The 23215-nt window shown below is 72.9% G+C and carries 10 protein-coding genes; 3 read left to right on the top strand and 7 right to left on the bottom strand.

Annotated features, from left to right (window positions below):
* Positions 1 to 44: 44 nt before the first annotated feature.
* The gene (pepN, locus tag IE98_RS0108075; protein WP_030266523.1) at positions 45 to 2531 is read right to left on the bottom strand and encodes an aminopeptidase N; all 2487 of its coding nucleotides are present in this window, start codon (positions 2529 to 2531) and stop codon (positions 45 to 47) included.
* A gap of 165 nt (positions 2532 to 2696) precedes the next feature.
* On the opposite strand from pepN, the gene IE98_RS0108070 reads away from it, so the two are divergent.
* Entirely contained in the window at positions 2697 to 3917 is a 1221-nt protein-coding gene (locus tag IE98_RS0108070) for a TerD family protein (RefSeq protein WP_030266521.1), read from the top strand.
* A 112-nt stretch (positions 3918 to 4029) separates the two neighbouring features.
* On the opposite strand, the gene IE98_RS0108065 is transcribed toward IE98_RS0108070, so the two are convergent.
* Positions 4030 to 4959, bottom strand: coding sequence for a proline dehydrogenase family protein (locus tag IE98_RS0108065; protein ID WP_030266518.1), 930 nt, complete (start codon positions 4957 to 4959; stop codon positions 4030 to 4032).
* 139 nt (positions 4960 to 5098) lie between these two features.
* Positions 5099 to 6727 carry an L-glutamate gamma-semialdehyde dehydrogenase gene (gene pruA, locus IE98_RS0108060; RefSeq protein WP_030266515.1) on the bottom strand — a complete coding sequence of 543 codons (1629 nt, stop codon included), beginning with the start codon at positions 6725 to 6727 and terminating at the stop codon, positions 5099 to 5101.
* A 206-nt stretch (positions 6728 to 6933) separates the two neighbouring features.
* Here pruA and IE98_RS0108055 point away from each other — a divergent pair, with 206 nt between their 5' ends.
* The gene (locus IE98_RS0108055) at positions 6934 to 8547 is read left to right on the top strand and encodes a PucR family transcriptional regulator (RefSeq protein WP_030266513.1); all 1614 of its coding nucleotides are present in this window, start codon (positions 6934 to 6936) and stop codon (positions 8545 to 8547) included.
* A gap of 59 nt (positions 8548 to 8606) precedes the next feature.
* On the opposite strand, the gene IE98_RS0108050 is transcribed toward IE98_RS0108055, so the two are convergent.
* Positions 8607 to 10061: an alkaline phosphatase PhoX gene (locus IE98_RS0108050; protein ID WP_030266511.1), complete on the bottom strand. Its 1455-nt coding sequence runs from the start codon at positions 10059 to 10061 to the stop codon at positions 8607 to 8609.
* 152 nt (positions 10062 to 10213) lie between these two features.
* Positions 10214 to 11422, bottom strand: coding sequence for a hypothetical protein (locus tag IE98_RS0108045; protein ID WP_159400849.1), 1209 nt, complete (start codon positions 11420 to 11422; stop codon positions 10214 to 10216).
* A gap of 183 nt (positions 11423 to 11605) precedes the next feature.
* Here IE98_RS0108045 and IE98_RS0108040 point away from each other — a divergent pair, with 183 nt between their 5' ends.
* A complete protein-coding gene (locus tag IE98_RS0108040; protein WP_030266506.1) occupies positions 11606 to 12049 on the top strand; it encodes a VOC family protein in 444 nt (147 codons plus the stop codon).
* Between the two features lie 106 nt (positions 12050 to 12155).
* Here the strand turns inward: IE98_RS0108040 and IE98_RS0108035 are convergent, their stop codons facing one another.
* Both IE98_RS0108035 and IE98_RS0108030 read right to left on the bottom strand, forming a co-directional pair.
* Positions 12156 to 12671: an SMI1/KNR4 family protein gene (locus tag IE98_RS0108035; protein ID WP_030266503.1), complete on the bottom strand. Its 516-nt coding sequence runs from the start codon at positions 12669 to 12671 to the stop codon at positions 12156 to 12158.
* 14 nt (positions 12672 to 12685) lie between these two features.
* Positions 12686 to 23146, bottom strand: coding sequence for a LamG-like jellyroll fold domain-containing protein (locus tag IE98_RS0108030; RefSeq protein ID WP_159400848.1), 10461 nt, complete (start codon positions 23144 to 23146; stop codon positions 12686 to 12688).
* Positions 23147 to 23215: the final 69 nt, after the last annotated feature.

Below are 23215 nucleotides of genomic sequence, written 5' to 3'. Positions count from 1 at the left end.
TCGGTGCCCGCCCGTCCCGCGGGACGGGCGGGCACCCGCGCGGGTCAGCCCCGGTGGGCGAGCGCCCGCCGGAGGTCGTCCAGCTCGTCGGCGAGCACCCGGCGCAGGGTCGGCGTGAGGTCGGTGCGGGCCAGGCACGCCTCGGCCGCGCGGACGGTGCCCGACAGCGCCAGCCCGGTCGGGAAGAGCGAGTGGCCGAGCGCCTTCACCACCGCGCCGCCGCGCGCGCCCACCGCCGGCATCTGCTCGAAGTACCGCCGCATGTAGGCCTGCTGGAGGTCCGGGCGGCCGGAGCGCCAGAAGCCGTCCGCGGTGGCGACGAGCAGGTGGTTGGAGAGGCCGTCCGGGGTGAACAGCGTCTGCCAGGCGCGCTCCTTGGCGGCCGCGTCGGGCAGTGCGGCGCGGGCCCGGGCGGCGCCCTGCTCGCCGGTGTCGCTGGGGTCGGCGGCGAGTTCCGCGGCGATCCCCTCCTCGTCCACCGCGCCCGCTGCGGCCAGCTGCACCAGCACCGCCCAGCGGAGCTCGGTGTCGAAGGGCACGCCGCCGGGCAGGTCGCGGCCGTCCAGCCAGCCGGCCAGTTCGGCGAGCCGCTCGGGGCCGGCCGCGGTGGCGACGGCGGCGCGCAGGGCGGCGATCCGCAGGCTCTCCCCGGCGTCCGGCCGGGCCAGCACCGCACGGGCGGCGTCGTCGACCAGCGCCAGCGCGGCGGGCCGGTCGGCGGGGTCGAGGTAGCGGGCGACGACGTGCTCGGCGGCGAACTTCAGCACCGCCTCGGTGATCGTCACCTCCGTCTCCGCGGGCAGGTGGTCGGCGACCAGCCGCAGGTACCCGGCGGCCGGCAGCTCGGCCGAGCGCACCAGGTCGCGGGCGTGCTCCCAGAGCACCGCCCGGGCGAGCCCGTCCTCGATCCGGGAGAGCGAGGTGCCGACGGTCGCCGCGGAGTGCTCGTCCAGGCGGATCAGCGCCCAGGTGAGGTCGCCGTCGTTGGGCAGCAGCAGGGCCGGACGGGCGGCGCCTGCCAGCTCCGGCAGCGGGGTGCGGCCGCCGGGGGCGACGTCCGCGTCGATCCGCTCGCGGAGCACCACCGCACCGTCCGCCCGGTCGTACACGCCGACCCTCACCCGGTGCGGTCGGGTGCCGTCGTTGACCAGCACCACCGAGGCGAGCACGTCGCCCTCGGCCTCGACCTCCAGGCGCAGGGTGTCGACGCCGCTGGTCCGCAGCCAGGCCTCGGCCCAGCCGGGGACGTCCCGGCCGCCGGCGGCGCTCAGCGCGGCGAGGAAGTCGGCGAGGTCGGCGTTGCCCCAGCGGTGTTCGGCGAAGTACGCGTTGAGGCCGGCGAAGAAGGCCTTGTCGCCCAGCCAGTGCACGAGCTGGCGCAGCGCGGAGGCGCCCTTGGCGTAGGAGATGCCGTCGAAGTTGACCAGCGCCTCGGCGACCGAGCCCATCCCGGTGGCGGCGACGGGGTGGGTGGAGCCGCGCCGGTCGGCGTCGTAGCCCCAGCCCTTGCGCTTGACCGCGAAGGACGTCCAGGCGCCGGTGAAGCGGGTGGAGTCGGCGGCCGTCCGGTAGCCGAGCATCTCGGCGAAGGACTCGTTCAGCCACAGGTCGTCCCACCAGGCCATGGTGACCAGGTCGCCGAACCACATGTGCGCCATCTCGTGGCAGACCACCATGGCCCGCATCTCGCGCTGCGCCTCGGTCGGCGCGGAGCGGAAGAGCAGTTCGTCGCGGAAGACCACGCAGCCCGGGTTCTCCATCGCCCCCCAGTTGAACTCGGGGACGAAGGCCTGGTCGTACGTCCCGAAGGGGTAGCGCTCGTCGAAGAGGCCGTGCAGCCGGTCGAAGGAGGCCCGGGTGACCTCGAACAGCTCCTCGGCCTCGCGGTCGAGCTCGGCGGCGAGCGAGCGGCGGGCGTACAGGCCGAGCGGGATGCCGTCGTGCTCGGTGCGGACGGCGTGCAGCGGGCCGCCGACCACGGTGACCAGGTAGGTGGAGATCGGGCCGGTCGGGGCGATCTCCCAGCGGCCGTCGGGCAGCCGGGCGGAGCTGCCGTTGCCGATCACCGTCCAGTCGTCGGGCGCGGTGACGGTGACGGTGAACGGCGCCTTCAGGTCCGGCTGGTCGAAGCAGGCGAACAGCTGCGGCGCGAGGTCGGGGCCGAGGCTCGCGAAGACGTACACGGCGCCGTCGGCCGGGTCGGTGAAGCGGTGCAGGCCCTCGCAGGTGCGCGAGTACGCCATGTCGGCCTCGACGAGCAGTTCGTTCTCGGCGGCCAGCCCGGGCAGTGCGAGGCGGTTGCCGTCCAGCGCGGCGGGATCGAGCGGCCGCCCGTTCAGCTCGGCGCGGAGCAGCCGGGCGGGGGCGACGTCGACGAAGGAGTCCCGGCCGGGCTCCGCGCAGCCGAACCGGATCACGGTGGTGCTGCGGAGGAGCTCCTCGCCGCGGGTGAGGTCGAGGTCGACGGAGTACGACCGCACGTCGAGCAGCTGGGCACGGACGGCGGCCTCGGAACGTTGCAGAGCTGGCATTCCAGCATGCTTTCCCAGCCGGACGGGCTCGACAAGCCCTGTTCTCTCACAGCGGGAAGCGACTGACAGCGGGTCACCCCGCGTCCGGCGGCCGGGGTGCCCTAGGGTGGCCGGGGACACGCCCGGACGCCGCGAGGAGCGAGGAGGAGCACCGTGACCACGGTCCTGACCCAGGGCGGCAACGCCCCACTCAACGCCGACCGGGTGACGGTCGAGGTGACGGCGCCCAAGGCGCTCGACGTCTCCGGCCTGCTGCTGACCGAGGCCGGCAAGGTCCGGTCGGACGACGACTTCGTCTTCTTCAACGCCCCGCACGGCCCCGGTGTCACCCACCGCCCCGGGGGCGGCGGCACCCCCGACGCGATCACCGTGGACACGGGCTCGGTGCCGGAGGGCATCGACAAGATCGTGGTGACGGCGAGCCTCGACGAGGCGGGCGCCACCTTCGCCGGCACGGAGCCGACCGCCACCGTGCGGGACGCCGGCAGCGGCGAGGTGCTGGTGACGTTCACCCCGCCCAGACTCAGCAGCGAGACGGCCCTGGTGGTGGTCGAGGTCTACCGGCGCGGCGGTGTCTGGAAGGTCCGCGCGGTCGGCCAGGGCTACGCGAACGGCCTGGCCGGGATCGCCACCGACTTCGGCGTCAACGTGGAGGACCCCGGTCCGGCGGCCGCGGCCGCCCCGCCGCCGATGCCCGCCGCGCCGCCCCTGCAGGCCCCGCCCGTGCACGACGTGCAGAAGCCCGCCGCGCCGCCGCAGCCCGCCGCTGCGCCCGCCGCTCCTGTTGCGCCGTCCGCGCCGTCGATGACCAAGGTGACCCTGGACAAGGGCCGGGTCAGCCTCACCAAGGGCGGCTCGGTCTCGCTGGAGAAGGGCGGCAAGCCGTTCCTGTCCGCCGTCCGGATGGGTCTCGGCTGGGAGCCGGCGGGGCGCGGCCGCAACGTCGACCTGGACGCCTCCTGCATCGCCTTCGACGCGCAGCGCAAGAAGATCGAGACGGCCTGGTTCATGAAGCTGTCGATCTTCAACGGCGCGATCGCGCACTCCGGCGACAACCTGACGGGTGCCGGCACCGGCGACGACGAGTCGATCACCGTCCACCTGGACGGGCTGCCGCCCGAGGTGTGCGGCCTGGTCTTCGTCGTCAACTCCTTCTCCGGACAGAAGTTCACCGACGTCAAGAACGCCTACTGCCGCCTGCTGGACGCGGGCAGCGGCCAGGAGCTGGTCCGGTTCGACCTCACCCACGCCGAGTCGCGCACCGGCGTGGCCATGTGCAAGCTGGTCCGCCAGTTCTCCGGCGAATGGGTGATGACCGCGCTGGAGGAGTACGTCGACGCCAAGACGGCCCGCGGCATGGTCGACCCCGCGGCCCGCATGCTCTGACGGCCCCGCAGCACGGCATGACGAAGGGGACGGGCGCCCACACGCCCGTCCCCTCCTTGGACCGGCCGGCAGCTGTCGGCCGGTCCCACATCCCCCGCGGCTGACGGTGCGATCAGCCGCGGGTGGCCATGGCGCGCAGGAAGAAGGTCAGGTTCGCCGGGCGCTCGGCGAGGCGGCGCATGAAGTAGCCGTACCACTCCTGGCCGTAGGGCAGGTACACGCGCATGGTGTTGCCCTCCTCCGCGAGGCGCAGCTGCTCCTCGGGGCGGATGCCGTACAGCATCTGGTACTCGAAGCTGTCGGTGTCGCGCTTGTTCCACTCGGCGAGCTGGCCGGCGATCCGGACCATGCGCGGGTCGTGGCTGGCGATCATCGGGTAGCCCTCGCCGCCCATGAGGACCTTGAGCGCGCGGACGTAGGCGAGGTCGACCTGCTCCTTGCCCTGGAAGGCGACCGACTCGGGCTCCTTGTAGGCGCCCTTGCAGAGGCGGACGCGCGAGCCGGCGTGCGAGAGGTCGCGGCAGTCGGCCTCGGTGCGGCGCAGGTAGGCCTGGAGGACGACGCCGAGCCACGGGAAGTCGGCGCGCAGCTCGCGGGCGATCTCCAGGGTGGAGTCGGTGGTGGTGTGGTCCTCCATGTCGAGGGTCACCGTGGTGCCGGCCGCGGCGGCGGCCTCGCAGATCCGCCGGGCGTTCTCCAGCGCGATCTTCTCGCCGTCCGCCGGCAGGAACTGGCCGACCGCGGAGAGCTTGACCGAGACCTCGGCGTTCGCGGCGAGGCCGGTCTCCTCCAGGGCCGCCAGCAGGTGCTCGTACGCCTCCGCGGTGCCGGCCGCCTGGGCGGCGTCGGCGGTGTCCTCGCCGAGGTGGTCCAGGGTCACCCGGCGGCCGCTGGCCACGAGTTCGGCGGTGGCGTCGATGCCCTGCTGCAGGGTCTCGCCGGCGACGAAGCGCTTGACGATGGCCTGGGTCGGCGGGAACTTCTCGACGACGGTGCGCACCTGCGGGGAGCGGGACGCTGCGAGGAGGGCGGAACGGAGCATCGGTGACTCCTGGGCTTTCTTCCGGAGTGGTGGAGAGGGCGGGACGGCGGCCCCAGGGGGTGTCGCGCGCAGCGCGTCCCGTGAGGGTGGCGGCGGGCGACGGGTGGGCGGGCCGCCGTCCCGGAGGTGCAACGGGGTGTCAGCCCATGTGCGGGTAGCGGTAGTCCGTCGGCGGGACGAACGTCTCCTTGATGGAGCGGGTGGACGTCCAGCGCATCAGGTTCTGCTTGGCGCCGGCCTTGTCGTTGGTGCCGGAGGCGCGGCCGCCGCCGAAGGGCTGCTGGCCGACGACGGCGCCGGTCGGCTTGTCGTTGATGTAGAAGTTGCCGGCGGCCTGGCGCAGCACCTGCATGGCGTGCTGCACGGCCTCGCGGTCCTGGGCGATGATCGAGCCGGTCAGCGCGTACGCGGCGACGGACTCCATCTGGGCCAGCATCTCGTCGTACTTCTCGTCCTGGTAGACGTGCACGGCGAGGATCGGGCCGAAGTACTCGTCGCGGAAGTACTCGCTCGCCGGGTCCTCGCAGACCAGGACGGTCGGGCGGACGAAGTAGCCGACCGAGTCGTCGTAGGTGCCGCCGGCCAGGACCTCGACCTTCGGGTCGGCCTTGGCGCGGTCGATCGCGGCCTTGTTCTTGGCGAAGGAGCGCTCGTCGATGACGGCGCCCATGAAGTTGGTGAGGTCACAGACGTCGCCCATGGTGAGCCACTCGACCTCGTCGCGGAAGTCGTCCTTGATCTCGGCCCAGAGCGAGGCCGGGACGTAGGCGCGGGAGAGCGCCGAGCACTTCTGGCCCTGGAACTCGAAGGCGCCGCGGGTCATCGCGGTCTTCAGCACGGCCTTGTCGGCGGACGGGTGGGCGACCAGGAAGTCCTTGCCGCCGGTCTCGCCGACGATCCGCGGGTAGGTGCGGTAGCCGGCGATGTTGGTGCCGACCTCGCGCCACAGGTGCTGGAAGGTCGCGGTGGAGCCGGTGAAGTGGATGCCGGCGAGCGCGGGGTGCTTGAGGGCGACCTCGGAGACGGCCAGGCCGTCGCCGGTGACCATGTTGATGACGCCCTTGGGCAGGCCGGCGGCCTCCAGCAGCTGCATCAGGTAGTGCGCGGCGAACTGCTGCGTCGGGGACGGCTTCCAGATCACCACGTTGCCCATCAGCGCGGGCGCGGTCGGCAGGTTGCCGGCGATCGCGGTGAAGTTGAACGGGGTGATCGCGTAGACGAAGCCCTCCAGCGGGCGGTGGTCGCTGCGGTTCCACACGCCGTCCGAGGAGATCGGCTGCTCGGAGATGATCTGCCGGGCGAAGTGCACGTTGAAGCGCAGGAAGTCGACCAGCTCGCAGGGGGTGTCGATCTCGGCCTGCTGCGCGGTCTTGGACTGGCCGAGCATGGTGGCGGCGGCCAGGGTCTCGCGCCAGGGGCCGGCCAGCAGGTCGGCGGCGCGCAGGAAGATCGCGGCGCGGGAGTCGAAGGAGAGCGCCTGCCACGCGGGGGCGGCGGCGAGGGCGGCCTCGACGGCGTCCTGCGCGTCGTCCCGGGTCGCGTTGCGCAGGGTGCCGAGGCGGGCGGCGTGGTTGTGCGGCTGGACGACGTGGATCTCGTCGCCGCCGCCCATCCGGTGCTCGCCACCGACGGTCATGGTGAGCTGGAGCGGCTCCTGGCCACCCAGCTCCTTCAGCTTGGCCTCCAGGCGGGCCCGTTCCGGGCTGCCGGGGGCGTAGCTGTGGACCGGCTCGTTCACCGGCGCGGGGACCTGGGTCACAGCATCCATGGCGCGCACGCTCTCCTTCTCGTCATGGGTCGGCCGGCGGGGGTCGCACGTCGGCCTTGCGGCAACGCTATGCCGCGGCCGGGGTCCGCTTGATTGGCCGGGCCGCCAAAGTGCGGCCGATACCCTTGTACGTGTGAACAGACCAGCCGACCAGCCGAAGACCGCCGTCCGATGAGCGCCGCCCGCTCCGCGCCCGGGGCGGCCCGGTGACCGCCGTCGCGGGCCTGCCGCTGCGGCAGTTGCTGATGTCGCTGGGCGAGCCGTTGGTCGAGCTGCAGGCCGCCCCGGCCGGCCTGGACGTTCCGGTGCGCGACGTGGCGATCCTCGACCCGGAGGAGCCGCCCGCGGCCGGCCCCGGCGAGCTGGTGCTGGCGATCGGCGTCCGCGGCCGGGCGGCGCTGCCGGTGGTGCGCGCGGCGGGCCGGGGCGGGGCCGCCGCGGTCGCCGTCAAACTGGACGCGGGCGGTGTCCCGGACGCCCTGCGGGAGGCCGCCGCGGAGGCCGGGGTGGCGCTGCTGTCCGTCCGTCCGGAGACCCGCTGGGAACACCTCGACGGGCTGGCCCGGATGCTGATCGCCGGCCCCGACACCCCGGAGGCCGCCGAGCCGAACGCCGGCGACCTGTTCTCGCTCGCCCAGACCGTCGCCGTGCTCACCCACGGCGTGGTCTCCATCGAGGACACCTCCAGCCGGGTGCTCGCCTACTCCCGCTCCTCCGACTCGGACGAGCTGGACGACCTGCGCCGGCTCTCCATCCTCGGCTGGCAGGGCCCGGAGCCGTACCTGTCCAAGCTGCGCGAGTGGGGCGTCTTCCAGCACCTGCGCGGCTCCGACGCCGTGATCGAGATCGACGCCCACCCGGACCTCGGGATCCGCCGCCGGCTGGCGATCGGGATCCGGGCCGGCGCCCAGCCGCTCGGCACCATCTGGGTCCAGGAGGGCGCCCAGCCGCTCGCCGAGCAGTCCGAGCAGACACTGGTCGGTGCCGCCCGGGTCGCGGCCGGGCAGTTGGTCCGTCGGCGGCGCGAGCTGTCCGCGGACGTCCGGCTGACCCGCACCCTGCTGACCGGACTGCTGGAGGGCTCCACCGGACCGCAGTCGCTGGCCACCCACCTCGGCCTCGGCCTGCGCCGCCCGGCGACCGTGCTGGCGTACGCCGCCGACTCCCCCTCCGAGGGCGCCGACCCCGAACTCACCCGCGCCGAGGTGACCGGCCTGATCTCGGTGCACGCCGCGGCCCGGCACCGCGGGGCGCTGCTCGCCCCGATCGAGAACCGGGTGTACGTGCTGCTGCCCGAACTGCCGCCCGCACTGCCCGCCGCCACCCTGCGCGGCTGGGCGCAGGAGGTGGTCGATGCGGCCCACGAGCACCTCGGGGTGCGGCTGCGGGCCGCGATCGGCACCACCGTGGACGGCCTGGCCAAGGTGACCGAGTCCCGGGCGCAGGCCGACCGGATCCTGGACGCGATGGTCCGCGGCGGGGTCGCCCGCCAGGTCGCGGCGCTCTCCGACGTCCAGGCGGAGGTACTGGTCAGCGAGGTGCTGGCGCTGCTGCAGGAACACACCCGGCTGCGCGACCCGCGGCTGACCGAACTCGCCGAGTACGACCGGAAGCACGGCACCCGGCTCGCCGAGTCGGTGCTCGCCTGGCTGGACGCGCTCGGCGAGGTGCGGGTCGCCGCGGACGCCCTGCACATCCACCCCAACACCCTGCGCTACCGCGTCCGCCGGGCCGAACAGATCACCGGGCTCGACCTCGCCCAGCCCCAGCAGCGGCTGCTGGCGATGCTGCAACTGCGGCTGCCCGCCGAGGACGCCTGACGGGGCGTCGACGGCGGGCAGCGGACGGGTCCTTCCCCGGCCCGCGGGCCGGGGGCCGGTCAGTGGCGGCGCAGGCGGTGCCACGGGCCGGTGATCGCGAGCATGATGCCCGGCTCCTGGATGTTGGCGAACAGCGTCCCGCCGTCGGCCGAGAAGGTGACGCCGGTGAACTCGCTGAACTCCGGCGCCTGCGCGGTGCCGAGGTTGAGCTCGTTGCGGGCGATCGGGAAGGTCCGGCCCTCGTCCGTGGTGCCGAACAGGTGCTGCTGGCCCTCGCCGTCCTCGGCGATCACCAGGCCGCCGTGCGGGGAGACGGTGATGTTGTCCGGGCCGTCGAAGTTCCCGTTGTCCGCCCAGACGTCCTTGTTGACGCCGAGCAGCACCTTCAGGGTGACGGTGCGGCGGGCCGGGTTGTAGAACCACACCTGGCCGTCGTGCTGGACGGGGCTCTCCTCGCGGGCGTAGCTCGCCACGAAGTAGGTGCCGCCGTCACCCCACCACATGCCCTCCAGCTTGCGGGAGCGGGTGACCTCGCCGTCCTTGAACTGCTTGCGGACGGAGACCGTCTTCGCGTCGCGGTCCGGCACCTTCACCCAGTCCACGCCGTAGGTGGTGCCGATCTCCGTCGCCCGCGACAGGTCGTCGACCGGCTTGCCGTGCGAGTCGAAGCACGTGAAGGCCTCCAGCACACCGGCGTCGTCCGCCAGCGTGCGCAGCCTGCCCCGGCCGTGGTGGAAGCCGGCCGGCGGGGTCCACCGGTAGAGCAGGCCGTTCGGGCCGGACGCGTCCTCCGTCAGGTACACGTGGCCGCGCTTCGGGTCGACCACCGCCGCCTCGTGCGGGTAGCGGCCGAAGGCCTTGACCGGCTTCGGGTCGCGGTTGGCGTCCTGGTCGTACGGGTCCACCTCGAAGATGTAGCCGTGGTCCTTGGTCATGCCGTTCTGGCCGGCCCGATCCTCGGTCTCCTCGCCGGACAGCCAGGTCCCCCACGGGGTGGCGCCGCCCGCGCAGTTGGTGGAGGTACCGGCGATGCCGACCCACTCGCGGACCTGCCTGCCGTGCTCGGCGACCTCGACGACGGTGCAGCCGCCGGCCGCGGCCGGGTCGTAGACGTGGCCCTCCAGCAGCGGCACCGGGTGCGGCCAGCTGCTCCGCTTCCCCTTCAGCTCGTGGTTGTTGACCAGCAGGGTCGCGCCGTGCCGGCCGGGGAAGGCCGCGGTGCCGTCGTGGTTGCTGGGCGTCGACTCGCCGGTGACCAGCGTCGTCTTCCCGGTGTACGTGATGATCCGGTAGCTGAAGCCCCTGGGCAGCGCCAGGACGCCCTCCGGGTCGGACACCAGCGGGCCGTAGCCGAGCGCGGTGTGCGCGCCCTTCCCGGCCGCCGGGGCGTCGCCGCCGAGCGGGGCCGCGATCGCGCCGGGGGCGGTGGCCAGCACCTCGGCACTGCCGGCGATGAGGACACCGGCACCGAGCACGGTCGAGCGGTTCACGAAGTCCCGGCGGGACAGCGACATGTCGGTCACTCCAGAGGGTGGGCGTACGGGAAGGACGCGCAGCAGACTCTTCGCGGCGGGTGAACCCGGCATGAACCGGGGGCTGCGGCACCGTGGTGTTTTGCCGTCCTGATGCGAACCCATGACCTGCTCTTCACCTGGGACCGCTGTGCTCAGCCCCGGCGCAGCAGTCGCCAGTCCTCCCAGGACTCCAGCCAGAGCGCCTCCGCACCGTCCGCACCGCCCGGCTCGCCGCCCGCCCACAGCCGCGCCCAGGCCAGCTGCGCCGACAGGCTCGGCACCTCGCTCGCGAAGGCGGTGTACCGGACGGACTCCGCGACCGCCGCCTCGCCCTCCGCCGTCCCCACCAGCCAGTCCGTCCGCTGGGCCAGCCGGGTCAGCTGGTTGACCATCGCGGAGACCGCCTCCACCGCCTCCGGCCGGCTCTCCGACGCCAGCCGCATCTGCTGCCGCACCGCCGCCTCCCAGCGCTCCGCGCCGGCCTCCCCGCGCAGCCGCCGCGGCATCCGGCCGGAGCGCCGCGAGCACAGCTGCGCCTCCATCGCGATGGCCTCCTGGATGCTGTGCTCGATTACCGCCCGGTGCGCCTCCAGCCCGGTGACCGGCGGCAGCTCCCGCTCCTCCACCGGCACGGTGCGCCCGCTCCGGCGCTCCGACAGTTCCCGTGTCAGGGCGGTGCGGCCGCGGACGAAGGGCTCGGTGTCGACGACCCGGCGCAGCTCCACCCCGCCCGGCGGCAGCCCCCGCACGGTGACCGTCACGGCGACACCGTCCACCTGCAGCCGGCCGGCCCAGACCGGCGAGCCCCCGGCCACGGGGTCCGCGCCGTCGGGTCCGACCGGCCGGCTGTCCTCGTGGATCTCCACCGGGAGCGGCTCGCCGTCGACGGAGATCCAGCCGCGCAGCGCCCTCGTCCGCCCCGGCCCGTCACCCTCGTCGATGTCCAACTGGTCGTACACGCGGTCGCGTTCGTCCTCGACCAGGTCCTCCAGCTCGGGCAGCGGCGGCCCGGCGGGGTCGGCGGCGTGGGTGCGCACCGAGACGTACGGTCCCTGCGGGCGGGTCCAGTCCCCGCGGCGCAGCTCGACCCAGCGGAGCCGGCCGTCGAGCACCTCGTAGCCGGCCAGGCAGTCCCGATCGGCGGGGCCGCCCGTCCCACCCGGTTCGACGGCGGCGTACAGCGGGAAGTCCGCGCCGGCCAGCACCTGGCGGTCGTGCTCCTCGTGCTCCAGGTCCTCGCGGCGCTGCAGGTCCTCGCGGTGCGCCCGCCCGCCGTGCCGGCCGGGGTGCTCCGGGGCCCGCCCGGGGCCGGCGGGGGCGTCCTCGGGGTCCTGGGGCCCGCCCACGTGCCGTCTGGTCATGCTGGCCGCACCCCCGGTCCTCGCCGCGCCGACCGCGGCGGCCGCCGGGCGCGGACCCGGCCACCGCACCGCGTCCGCCCCACGATACGGGTCGGCGCACCTGGCAGGCCATCAGGCCGCACGACCCGCCGACCGCCCGGGAACACCCGCCGGATGTCGGCGGCGCTGCCTACCCTGAGCGGCATGACTTCGACCTCCGACTTCCCGGCCCGGATCAGCATCGTCACCCTCGGGGTCACCGACCTGGGCCGGTCCACGGCCTTCTACGAGGCGCTGGGCTGGCGCCGCTCGGCGGCGTCCAGCCCGGAGATCGTCTGGTTCCGCACCGCCGACTCCGTCCTCGGCCTCTTCCCCACCGAGGAGCTCGCCGCCGACGCCGGGGTGCCGGCGGCGGGCGAGCCGTCCTTCCGCGGGGTGACCCTCGCGGTGAACCTGGAGTCCACCGCGAGGGTGGACTCCGCACTCGCCACCGCGGTCGCCGCCGGCGCCACCGTGGTCAAGCCCCCGACCGCCACCTCCTGGGGCGGCTACTCCGGCTACTTCGAGGACCCGGACGGCCACCTCTGGGAGCTGGCCCACAACCCCTTCTTCCCCTTCACCGAGGACGGCAGCCTCGACCTGCCGTAGGCCGACCGACGAACGGGCGCGCCAACCGGGAGCCGTCGACCGCCCGTTCGGGTTCCGCCGAACGGGCGCGTCACGGTGTGCTGCTCATTCCGCCGTTACCCGCGCCCTACTGGGTGGCGAAGTCCGACCACGGTCGGGCACCGGACGCGACGTCGCAGACCTCGGAGAACGACGTGAAGAGTGCTGCGTCACCCTTACCCGTCCAGAAGAACCTCCACGACACGGCGGGGTCTGGGCTCAGCATGAAGATGCCCTCGCTTGCCTCGGCGTTGACCGCCACCGGCACCAACGCCACCCCCTCGGGCACACCCTCGTCAAGGTGGACCTCCGTGTCCAGGACGGCCTGCAGGAATTCCTCGGCCCGAGCCAGCACCGCGGAGGCCGGACGGTCCCCGCAGCCGAGGACCGACATATTGAGGTGGAAGTGCTCCATTCCATCGGTGTACGCAAGGAATTCGGCGTAGGCGGATTCCACCGGCATCCCGATCGACCGTTCGAGGGCCGCGATGTCCTGCGCGGTCGCCGGGGGGCGAAGGGCGGGCGACCCGGAGCCGCTTCCGGCGTTCTCCGCCGACCATTCGAGCCCACGCACGTGAACCAGCCGCGCGATCCACTCTTGCATCACAACCGTCCTCGCTATCGGGTGATTTCACAGATGCCGTGCGCACCGGCCGAGACGGACCCGCTCACGCGTTCCGTGGTGTACGTGCTCGGATTGCCCGCCACTCCCGCGTAGAAAAACTCGGTCGGCTTGTAGCCGAGCTCGTACTTCTGTGCATAGGAGCCAACCGTACTGTTCACCCGGGTGTCCTGCTGGTGCCAGCAGTACGGGGACCACTTGCCGGACCACGTCGTGTCTGGCAGGTGCCCTGCCACCTTGCCGTTGTACTCGTACGGCGTTCCCTCGACCTCCTTGATGTGCTTGTCCTTGACCTTCTCGGCCAGGTACTCCAGGTCGAGGCACGGCTTCCGGCCGGACCTGTCGGCGCCGACGCACTCCGCCTTGGGCGAGACACGTCCCTTGGGGGAGAGGTACTGGCGTGTCGCGTTCAGCGCGGCAATGTGGTCCTTCAGCTCCTCGATCTGCTCGGCTGTGGCTCCAGACGGTGCTCGAAGACAGACGATGCCTGCCTGACCGCGCTGCGCCCGAGTCTTCTGAAGGTGCTTGGTGCAGTCATCCTGCTGGTCGTCCGTGTCGGTTCCCCCGCCTGACCCGGGACTCGCTCCCGGCGCGGGCTGCGTCGCGTCCGCCTGGTCCGGAGTCAGCCCACGATCGTCCTGGGAGTTGTTCAGCATGTCCCAGATCTCGTAGATCCGGGTGACCGTCTTGATGAGTTCCTGGTAGTCGGGGCGCTTCCACTCCGGGGCCGGCGGGCGGCGGTCGGTGTTGGGCCTGGGGTTGACCCGCGGGAGCGGCTTGGGCTTGGTGGCCACCCGCGGGTGGGTGCCCCCTCCGCAGTGGCTGCGGCAGCGGCCGTCGTCGGTGTCCGTGTCAGGTGTCGCGGCATCGGCGGCGGCAGCAGCTGCGGCAGCTGCAGCCGCGGCGGCCGCACCCGCGTTGCCACGGCAGTAGAGGTAGTAGCAGCCTGCGTCCCACGCCTGCGGCGGCGAGTAGGTCGTGGCGCTGGAGCCTGCGTGGGAGTCCGCCCACTGGTTGCTCTTGTAGTTGTCGTACGCCTTGTCCGCCGCGATGGCGGTACCGCCGATGACGATCGTGGTTGCGGTTGCCGCCGCCACGGCCTCCCAGATCGCCATTCCACCGAGGATCACGAGCGGGAGGAAGTGCCCGGACGGGTCCGTGTTGAGGGTCGGGTTGCCGTTGCCGTAGGTGTAGCGGTTGGCCTGGACGGACGGGCTGGGGTCGAGCTGGTAGCTGTCGCGGCTGGTGAAGTTGCCGGCACCGGGCTGGTACCAGCGGGCGTGCATGTTGACCTGGCCGGTGGCGGGGTCGGTCCAGCCGCTCTGGTAGCCGAGGCTGGTGCCGGTGCCGGTGCGGGCGACCGGCTTGCCGAACGGGTCGTAGGCGGTGCTGGAGCCGACGGAGGTGCCGGCGGTGTTGAGGGTGGCCGTCACGTCGGTGTGGCGGTCGGTCCTCAGACGCTGGGCGCCGTTCGGGTCGGCCGCACCGGTGGCCGTCCCGGAGGCGTCCCGGGTGTAGCGCCAGGTGCCGTCGGAGATGAGGTTGTTGGTGCCTCCGTCGTAGGCGAGGCTGGTGCTGCCGCGCAGGATGAGGCGGTCGAGGCCGTCGTAGGTGTAGCCGGTCGAACCGTCGGTGACGAGTCGGCCGAAGGCGTCGAACTTCTCGGTCTGCTCGGGGCTCGTGCCGGTGGTGGTTCCGGCGAGGGTGCCGCGCGCCGTGTAGCGGTAGGTGCTGGTGCCGTCGGCGAGGAGGCGGTTGCGCTCGTCGTAGGTCGAGGTGGCGGTGCCGTTCCCGGTGCGGTTGCCGGCGTTGTCCCACGCGTACGCGGTGGTGGTGGTGCCGTTGTTCCAGGAGGTCAGGCGGTCGGCCTGGTCGTAGGTGTAGCGGTTGTCGGTGGTGGGGTCGCCGGGCTTGCCGGTGACGGCCTTGCGGGTGAGGCGGTCGTCGAGGTCGTACTCGTACGTGGTGCCGGTGACCGGTGTCCCGGCCGTGTCCTCCTGGACGACCCGGTCGCTGCTGAGCCGGCCGAGGCCGTCGTACGCGAGGTAGCGGCCGGAGGTGGCCTTCCACTTGGTGGTGTCGGCGGGGTCGCGGGTGACGTAGTACTGGGTCTTGAGGCGTCCGTCGCCGTCGTAGCCGTACCAGAGCTGGGAGGCGGTGAGCTGGTCGCTGGACCAGGCGACCTGGCCGTCGGCCTTGTAGCCGAAGGTGGCCCAGCCGGTGGTGCTGTCCCAGCGGTCGGTCGTCCGCCCGTCCTTGTCGTACGCCCATTCCTGGTCGACGCCGGAGATCCGGGCCCCGGTCAGCTGGCCCCGGTCGTTGTACGAGAAGGTCTGGGTGCTGACACCGGCGCCGTTGGCCTCGACCATCCGGCCGGCCTTGTCGTAGGCCAGGGTGCGGTCGGCGGTGGCGGCCTCCGCGCCGCTGCCGGTCTCCTTGGTGAGCCGGCCCATCGGGTCGTAGCTGCGGGTGCGGACGACGCCGCCGGGTTCGGTGAGCTTCACGGCCTGGCCGGCCACGTCGTAGGCGGTGGTCCAGGTGCGGTCGGCGGCGGCCGGGTGGGCCGCGGTCGAGGGCTCGACGGTGGACTCCGGCAGGCCCCAGGGGGTGAAGGTGTAGCCGGTGGTGTTGCCCTTCCCGTCGGTCAGACGGGTGCGGTTGCCCGCGGCGTCGTAGCCGAAGGTGGTGGTGATCGTCCGGCCTGCCGCCACCGGCTCGACCTGCTTGGTCAGCCGGCCGATCGGGTCGTAGCTGCGGGTGGTGACGGCGCCGGTGGTGGGGCTGGTGCCGGTGAGCAGGTGCCCTTCGAGGTCGTAGCCGGACTGGCGGGTGCGCAGCACGGTGCCGGCGGGGTCGAGGTCGACGAGCCGGGTGGCGTTGCCGAGGCCGTCGTAGCCGTAGGTGGTGGCCTCGCCGAGCGGAGCGGTGGTCTTCACGGTGCGGCCGAGGCCGTCGTAGTCGGTCCTGGTGATCCGCCCGACGGCGTCGGTGACGGTCACGGGCTGGCCCGCGGCGTTGTAGGTGGACGCGGTCACGTTTCCGCCCGCGCTGGTGAGCGAGGTCTGGTTGCCGGCGTCGTCCCAGGCGTACCGGGCCGTCAGGTTCTGCAGGGTGGGCTTGCGTTCGACCACGGTCGCGGTGAGGGTGCGTCCGAGCTGGTCGTAGGTGGACTCGGTGCGGCCGCCGACGGGGTTGGTGACGGACAGCTGCAGGCCGGTCGGGGTCCACGTGGAGGCCCAGGTCGGCGGGTTGGCGTCGACCGGGGGCTGCAGGGTGCCGAGCGAGTTGGGGTCGGTCCGCTGGACCTGGTGGCCGAGCCGGTCGTAGCCGAAGACGGTCTTGCGGCCGGCGGCGTCGTAGGACGCCGACACCCGGGACAGCTTGTCGAACTCGGTGCGGGCGACCGCCACGAGCGGGGCCGACGCCCCGGGCGGGGTGTAGTCGGGCAGGCGGGTCTCGGTGACCCGGCCCATCCGGTCGGTGGTGCGGGTGGTCGTCCGGCCGAGCGCGTCCTTGGTGGAGACCGCTTCGCCGAAGGTGTTGTAGCCGGTGGTCGCGGTGGGCCGGCCGGCCACCGCGGTGCCCGCGGTGTTCTCGTTCGAGACGGTGGGGGACGCCGTGGTGGTGAGGCGGCCCAGCACGTCGTACTGGTAGGTGGTGGTGAAGGCGGCGGGGTCGGCGCCGGACGCGTTGCCGTTGGGGCTGGTGCTGGAGGTCACCAGGCCGCGCTGGTCGTAGGTGAAGGTGCTGACGGCGGTGGGCCCGCCGGCCGTGGAGGAGAGTTCGCTGCGGGTCATCCGGCCCGCGGTGTCGTAGGTCGCGGTGGCGACCCGGTTCTCCGTGGCACCGGCCTTGCTGGTGGTGGAGGTGACCCGGTCCTCGGCGTCGTAGCCGAGCGTCGTGGTCCGGTCCAGGCCGCCGGGGTCGAGCACGGTGCGGGTGGTGCGGCCGGCCGCGTCCACGGTGGACTCGGTGGTGGTGCGACCGCCGCCCGTCACCTGCTTGACCAGGTGCCCGGCGCCGTCGTACTCGTTGCGCTCCAGCACCACCGGGTGGCCGGACCCGTCGGACTGGGTGACCGCGCGGGCGGTCACGGTGGCGGTGAGGCCGTCGTCGAAGTAGGTGTAGTCGGTGCTGGAGCCCATGGCGTCGGTGACGGACGCCAGGCGGCCGGCCGGGTCGTAGGCCCGCGACTCCGCGGTGATCGTCCGGACGGGCTGTCCGTCGCCGTTCCAGCCCTCGACGAGGGTGTCGGCGAGCTGGCCGGTCGGGGTGTAGGTGAAGCGGGTGATCTGGCCCAGTGCGTCGCTCACGGAGTTGACGCGGCCGACGGTGTCGTAGCCGTACGTGATGACGCCGCCCTCGGCGTCGGTCTCGGTGGCGGGCCGGCCGAGCGGGTCGTAGGTGGTGCTGGTGGTGCGGGCGGTGTCGCCGCCCAGCAGGTCGGACGTGGTGGCGGACAGCACGCGGCCGTCCTCGTCGAACTCCCGCGTGGTGCGGGCCTGGTGGGCGGTGCCCGAGACGGCGTCGACGGTCCGCGGGCCGGTCTGCGCGATCTCGCGGGAGAGCGCGTCGTAGGTGGTGCCGCTGCTCACTCCGCCGGGCTGAGCGTCGGAGTACTCGGTCTCGCCGATCTTGCGGCCCATCGGGTCGTAGTCGTACGTGGTCCTGAGGCCGGACGGCTCGGTCGTGGACGCGAGGTCGCCGGAGGCGAGGTAGCCGAAGGAGGTGGTCGCGCCCGAGGCGGTGACCTGAGTGGCGACCAGGCCCGCCGGGGTGGTGCCGCCGCCCGTGGCCGGCTCGCTGCCGGTGGTGTAGGTGGTGCGGCTCACCCGGCCGTCGGGCAGGGTCGTGCTCTCGGCGAGGCCGAGCGCGGTGTAGCCGATGGTGGTGCGGTACCGGTTGTCCGTGGGCCCGCCGGAACGGGCGTCGCGGGTCTCGGTCGGCTTGTCGTTGCGCGGGTCCTTGTCGTTGTCCCTGTTCAGGAAGTACGAGGTGTAGCTCGTCCAGCAGGAGTTGGCGTCGCGGCAGGTGGTCTTCGAGACGGTGTTGCCGCGGGCGTCCTGGCCGGTGATCGTCGAGTGCCCGTTGGGGTCGATGACGGTGTGCAGGAAGCCGCCGGTGTCGTACGAGTACGTGGTGGTGCCGCCGGAGGCGTCGGTGCGCGAGATGAGGCGCATGCCGCGCTGGGCGTCGTGGACGTCGGTGGAGACCGCGCCGGACGGGTCCGTGACGGTCACCAGGGACGCGAGGCCGGTCGCGGCGGAGAGCGAGCGGGCCTGGTAGTGCGCGGCGACCCGCTCGGCGGTCAGCGGGTGCTGGTAGAACGCGACCTCGTCGATGCTGCCGGTGAAGCGGCTGACCTCGGCGGGAGCGGACGGCCAGCCCTTGACGGTGCCGCCGCCGACGTAGGTGTGGACGTTGGCCTGGTGGTTGACCGCGCCGGACTGGGTGCCGAGCGGGGCGCCGTCCAGGTAGAGGGTCTGCTGGGTGCCGTCGGCCGAGAGCACCGCGTGGTGCCAGGCGCCGTCGGTCACGGTGGCGGGCGAGGTCACGCTGCCGGCACCGCCGAAGAAGCGGCCCCACAGCTTGTTGTCACTGCCGACGTACAGCAGCGGTGACCAGTCGCCGCCGGCACCCGCCGGGTCGTCGATCGTCCGGGACTGGTCGCCGAGCACGACGCCGGGCTTCGTGGTCTGGAACCACAGCTCGACGGCCGGAGTGGCCGACGCGTGCAGGATCGCGGAGGGAACCTCCGCCACCGAGTCGGACGCACCGGTGAACTGCGCGGCCCGGCCGTCGCCGACGCCGAACACGCCGGAGGCCCCGCGCTGGACGCCGTTGCCGTAGCTGCCGTTGCCGTTGTTGGCGGCGACCTCGCTCACGACGGTGCTGCCGGACGTCTCGTCCAGCCGCCAGAAGGCGGCCGGAGCGTCGGCGACCACGGAGCCCCGGTAGCCGATGCCCTGCCCGGCGACCTGGGCACTGCGGGCCCGGTAGTGGGCGAGTGCGTCGGCCGCGGTGAGCGGGTGCTGGTAGACCGCGACCTCGTCGATGCCGCCCGTGAAGTGGCTGATGTCGGCCGGGGCGGACGGCCAGCCCTTCACGAAGCCCGCGCCCACGTAGGTGTGCACGTTGGCCTGGTGGTCGACCGCACCGGACTGGGTGCCCACCGGGACGCCGTCGAGGTACATCGTCTGCTGGCTGCCGGCCGCGGAGAGCACGACGTGGTGCCAGGCGCCGTCGGTGACCGGCCCGGAGGAGGTGATGCTGCCGGCTCCGCCGAAGAAGCGGCCCCACAGCTTGTTGTCACTGCCGACGTACAGCAGCGGCGACCAGCTGCCGCCGACCCCGGACGGATCGTCGAGCGTCCGGGACTGGTCGCCCAGCAGGGCGCCCGGCTTGGTCGTGTTGAACCACAGCTCCACCGCGACGTCCTTCGACGCGTGGAGGACGCCCTCGGGGATCTCCACCTGCGCCTGGGCGCTCCCGTCGAACTGCGCGGCGGTGTCGTCCGTGGTGGAGAACACGCCGGGGGCGCGCTTGGTCACGCCGTCGCCGTACCCGCCGTCGAGGCCGCTGCCGACCTGGCTGACGGCCACCGCGCCGTCGCGCTCGCCGAGCCGCCAGTACCCGGCCGGGCCGTTGGCGCCGACCGCGTTGTTGTAGAGGAAGGAGCCGCCGGTGTAGCCGGGCGCGGAGACCTTCCAGGCGTTGCCGGCCCCGTCCTTGACGGCGGTGACCCGGTCGGTCGACGCGTCGTAGGAGACCTGGGCGGACGTGCGCCCGGACGGCAGGACCACCTTGGCCAGCTGGGCGCTGCCGCCCCGCAGGGCGGAGTGCTCCGCGGCGGCCTGGTCGGTCACCGGGTAGTCGTAGACCGCGACCTCGTCGATCTGGCCGTTGAACCAGGACATGCCGCCGTTGCCGCCGGGCCAGCTGCCGGTGTAGCCGCCGCCCAGGTAGGTGCGGTCCATGTCGAGGTGGTCGATGGCGCCGGAGGTCACGCCGACCTTGGCGCCGTCGAGGTAGAGGGCGGCGCTGTTCTGGGCGCTGGACAGCACGACGTGGTGCCAGGCGTTGTCGGTCACGGTTCCGGAGGAGGTGACCGGTGCGCCGGACATGTTGAACTTGCCGCGGAGCTTGTTGTCGGAGCCGACGTACAGGGCGGGCACCACGTTGTACGGGGGCTCGGCCATCGTCCGGTTCTGGTAGCTGAGGATGACGCCGGGCGCACCGGTGCGGAACCACAGCTCGATCGAGCGCTGGGTCGATCCGCTCACGGTCTTGAGCGGCAGCTCGACGTAGGAGGACCGGCCGTTGAAGGAGGCGGCCTTGTCCGACGAGCCGGCGACGGGCCCGTCCGCGCCCCAGGTGACGTCGGTGGCCTGACCGGGTGCGCGGTCGGTGACCCGGGCGGCGTTGGAGACGCTCGCGCCCTCGGTCTCGCCCAGGCGCCAGTAGCCGATCGGGCCTGCGTCCTGCACCGCGGCCTGGTAGCGGGAGCCGGTGCCGTACTCGTAGCCGGTGCAGCCCTTGTCGGCCGTGGTGGCGACGCCGGGCGGGCAGACCTTCACCAGCCGGTCGCCGCTGTACACGTAGCTCCAGGAGCCCGCGGCTCCGGACGCGGTCACCGAGGTGACGTGGGAGCCCGTCCAGACGAAGTCCAGGTACCGGCCGGAGAGGAGGTCCTTGGCCCGGCCGAGCCTGCCGTTGGCGTAGGTCAGCTCCTGGGCGTGGCCCGCGCCGTCCGTGACCTTCACCAGGCGGCCGGCCGCGTCGAAGGTGTGGACCTTGCCGGTGCGGTCGGTCAGCGTCCAGCCGCCGCCGGTCTCCTTGCGGAGGTCGGCGGCCATGCCGCCGCCGGTGACGTAGGCGTTCTTGGCGGCGTCCCAGGCGAACCGGGCGCGCGAGCCGTTGGAGGAGGTCAGCAGGACGTTGCCGGGCAGCGCGAGCCAGGAGCTGGACTCGACCTGGATCCGCATGTCCCAACGGGTGGTCCAGCCCGCTCCGAAGGCGCCGTCGGTGCGCGGGTCGAGCGAGTTGTAGCTCCGGGTCACCGAGAGCTCGGGCCCGACCGTCGGCAGGGCGGCGTCCGTCGCGGCGTTGGTGTAGTTGCCCACGGCGGCGTTGAACGAGCGGCCGGCGTCGGCCGCGGTGCTGTACTGCGCGGGCTGGGGCAGCAGCGTCCGCAGGAAGGAGGCCTGGGACTTGGGGCTGGCTCCGTCGCCGTCGCCGGCCTCCGCGTACCAGGCGTACTGCTCGTTCCAGGTCAGCCAGCCCTCGGGCACCACGAAGCTGCTGGACGGGAGCCACGCGGACTGCTTGCAGTCGACGCGGGCGTCCTGGCCGACCACGCGGCAGACCTCGTAGCGGTAGTCGAGGTTGGGCTTCGGCGACCGGTCCGGGTCGGTGCCCTCGGCGGTGAGGGTGGGCTGGAGCTGCTGGACGACCGAGTGCGACGCCGGCGCGAGCCTGGTCAGCGACGGCAGCATGTTGACGGACGAGAAGCGGATGGTCGGCGGAGCGATGCCGTTGTCCGCGTAGAAGTTGCTGTGCTGGTAGTCGTCCATCGTCCAGGCGATGGTGTACGTGCCCTGCGGCAGCGCCCGGATGTGCGCGTCGAACATCGCACCCGCCGACGGCGGGGTGTCCGACGGCACGGAGGTCCAGGCGATGTTGGTGCCGTAGTTGGTGATGTTGTTCCCGTTCTGGTCGAACAGGAGGTACGACATCTTGTAGTTGCTGCTCGGGGTCCAGGTGTCCTGACCGCGGTTCCACGCGCGGATCCGGAAGATGCCCTCCTGGGTCGCCGTCACCGGCTGCACCCAGCCGAACAGTTCGTAGTCGGCGCCGTACTTGGACCAGGTGACGTCCAGGCTGGGGGCGGTCGTGGAGTTGTTCTCGCTGTCGAACTTCTTCCAGCCGTAGGCGTCGCGGTCGTCGGCCTTCACGGCGAGGCCGTAGTTCGCCTGCCAGCCGTGCGTCCACCGGTTGACCAGGTCCTTGCCCTCGGCACCGAGGTCGATGGACCGCCAGTTGGGCTGGCACACCCAGTTGCCGGTGTTGTTCGGCCGCCAGCCGAACGCGAAGCTGTCCGACACCAGGGCGCTGCCGACGGACGGTCCGGGCCAGGTGCGGACGGAGCCCTGCGACCAGTCCGAGGTGATCGGGTGCACCGTCACCGGGCGGGCGTTGCAGGAGTAGGACCAGTTGTTGTACAGCGCCAGCTTGGCGTTGAGGATCGTGGCGTTGCGCAGGGTGTTCTCGACACCGGTGAACTTCAGGAACGACGCCGCCTTGGTGGAGCCGTCGTACGTACCGACCTTGAGCAGCGAGTCGGAGGAGAAGTCGGCGTTCTGTCCGGACAGCACGTAGGTGCCCTGGACGGCCTTGGCCGAGTACACCGACGGGTCGACCTTGACCGGGAACACCCGCTCGGACGCCTTCAGCCACGCCTGGTCGAGGACCATCCGCAGGATCCGGGTGCCGCCCTGCTCGGCCAGCTCGTAGCGGACGCCGCCGGAGACTGCGCCCTGGCCGCCGGAGTTCGGGGCCCCGTTGGAGTCCTCCATCCATCCGGAGGGCATCCGGCCCCGGACCGCACCCGACGCGTCGGTGAGGACGAGCGCACCGCCCGCGTCGATCGACGGCGTGACGCCCTGGAGGCGGAGCGGGAACTCCCAGACGGCGGGCGCGGTCGCGTCGTTGAGGATCAGCGTCTCCTTGAAGGAGTCGCTGCCGGCCTTGACGGACAGATCGGCCTTCGGAGCCACTCCGGCGTAGGTGACGGTGTCGCCCTCGGCGGCGCCGCGGACGGCCGCCGCACCCTTCAGGGCGTAGCCGACCGAGGCCCCGTCGCCGAGGTCCAGCCTGACCAGCGGATCGGCGTCGGCCCGGACGGCGAGACGCACCTCGCGCTCGCCGGACTTGGTGATCCACGCGTCCTGCACGGCCTCGGCGCGCCCGAGCGAACCGTGGCCCGCCGGGATGAGTGAGGTGTCGATCGGAGTCCACGACCCGTCGGCCCTGCGGAAATTCACGGGATTCGTGTAATACCGCGTGGTGAACGTTCCGTCGGCGTTCTGGAAGGTGCGCTCGCGTTCGCCGCGCTTCGTGGCGATCTCCCGGCTCTTCGCCGGGTCGAATGCGTCGCCGAGCCCCTCGGGGGTGGGCGGCGCCGCGACGACCTCGGTCTTCGGGGCGGCCGGTGCGGGCGCCTTGGCGGCCACCGGCCGGACGGGTCCGGCGGCGTCCTCGGCGAGTTCTCCGGCGGCGGGCGCGTGGCCCGCACGGCCGCCGGCGGCGTCGGCGTCGGTCTGGCCGGAGGCCGCGCGGTGCGACAGCCCGGAGGCCGTCCTGCCGCCCTGCCGGGGCAGCGCTCCCGGGTCGGCCGCGACCTTGTCGCGGGCCGCCCACAGCCCGGCGGCGACCGCCCCGTCGGCTGCGCCGAGCACGGCCAGGCACACACACACGAGAACGGCAACGAAGCGACGCAACGTCAACACTTGGACTCCACCCCGGGA

It is taken from the genome of Streptomyces sp. NRRL B-24484 (assembly GCF_000717715.1).
Lineage (GTDB): Bacteria > Actinomycetota > Actinomycetes > Streptomycetales > Streptomycetaceae > Kitasatospora.
Note: the sequence above shows the minus strand (reverse complement) of the source record. Positions and strands in the feature narration are given on the sequence as shown.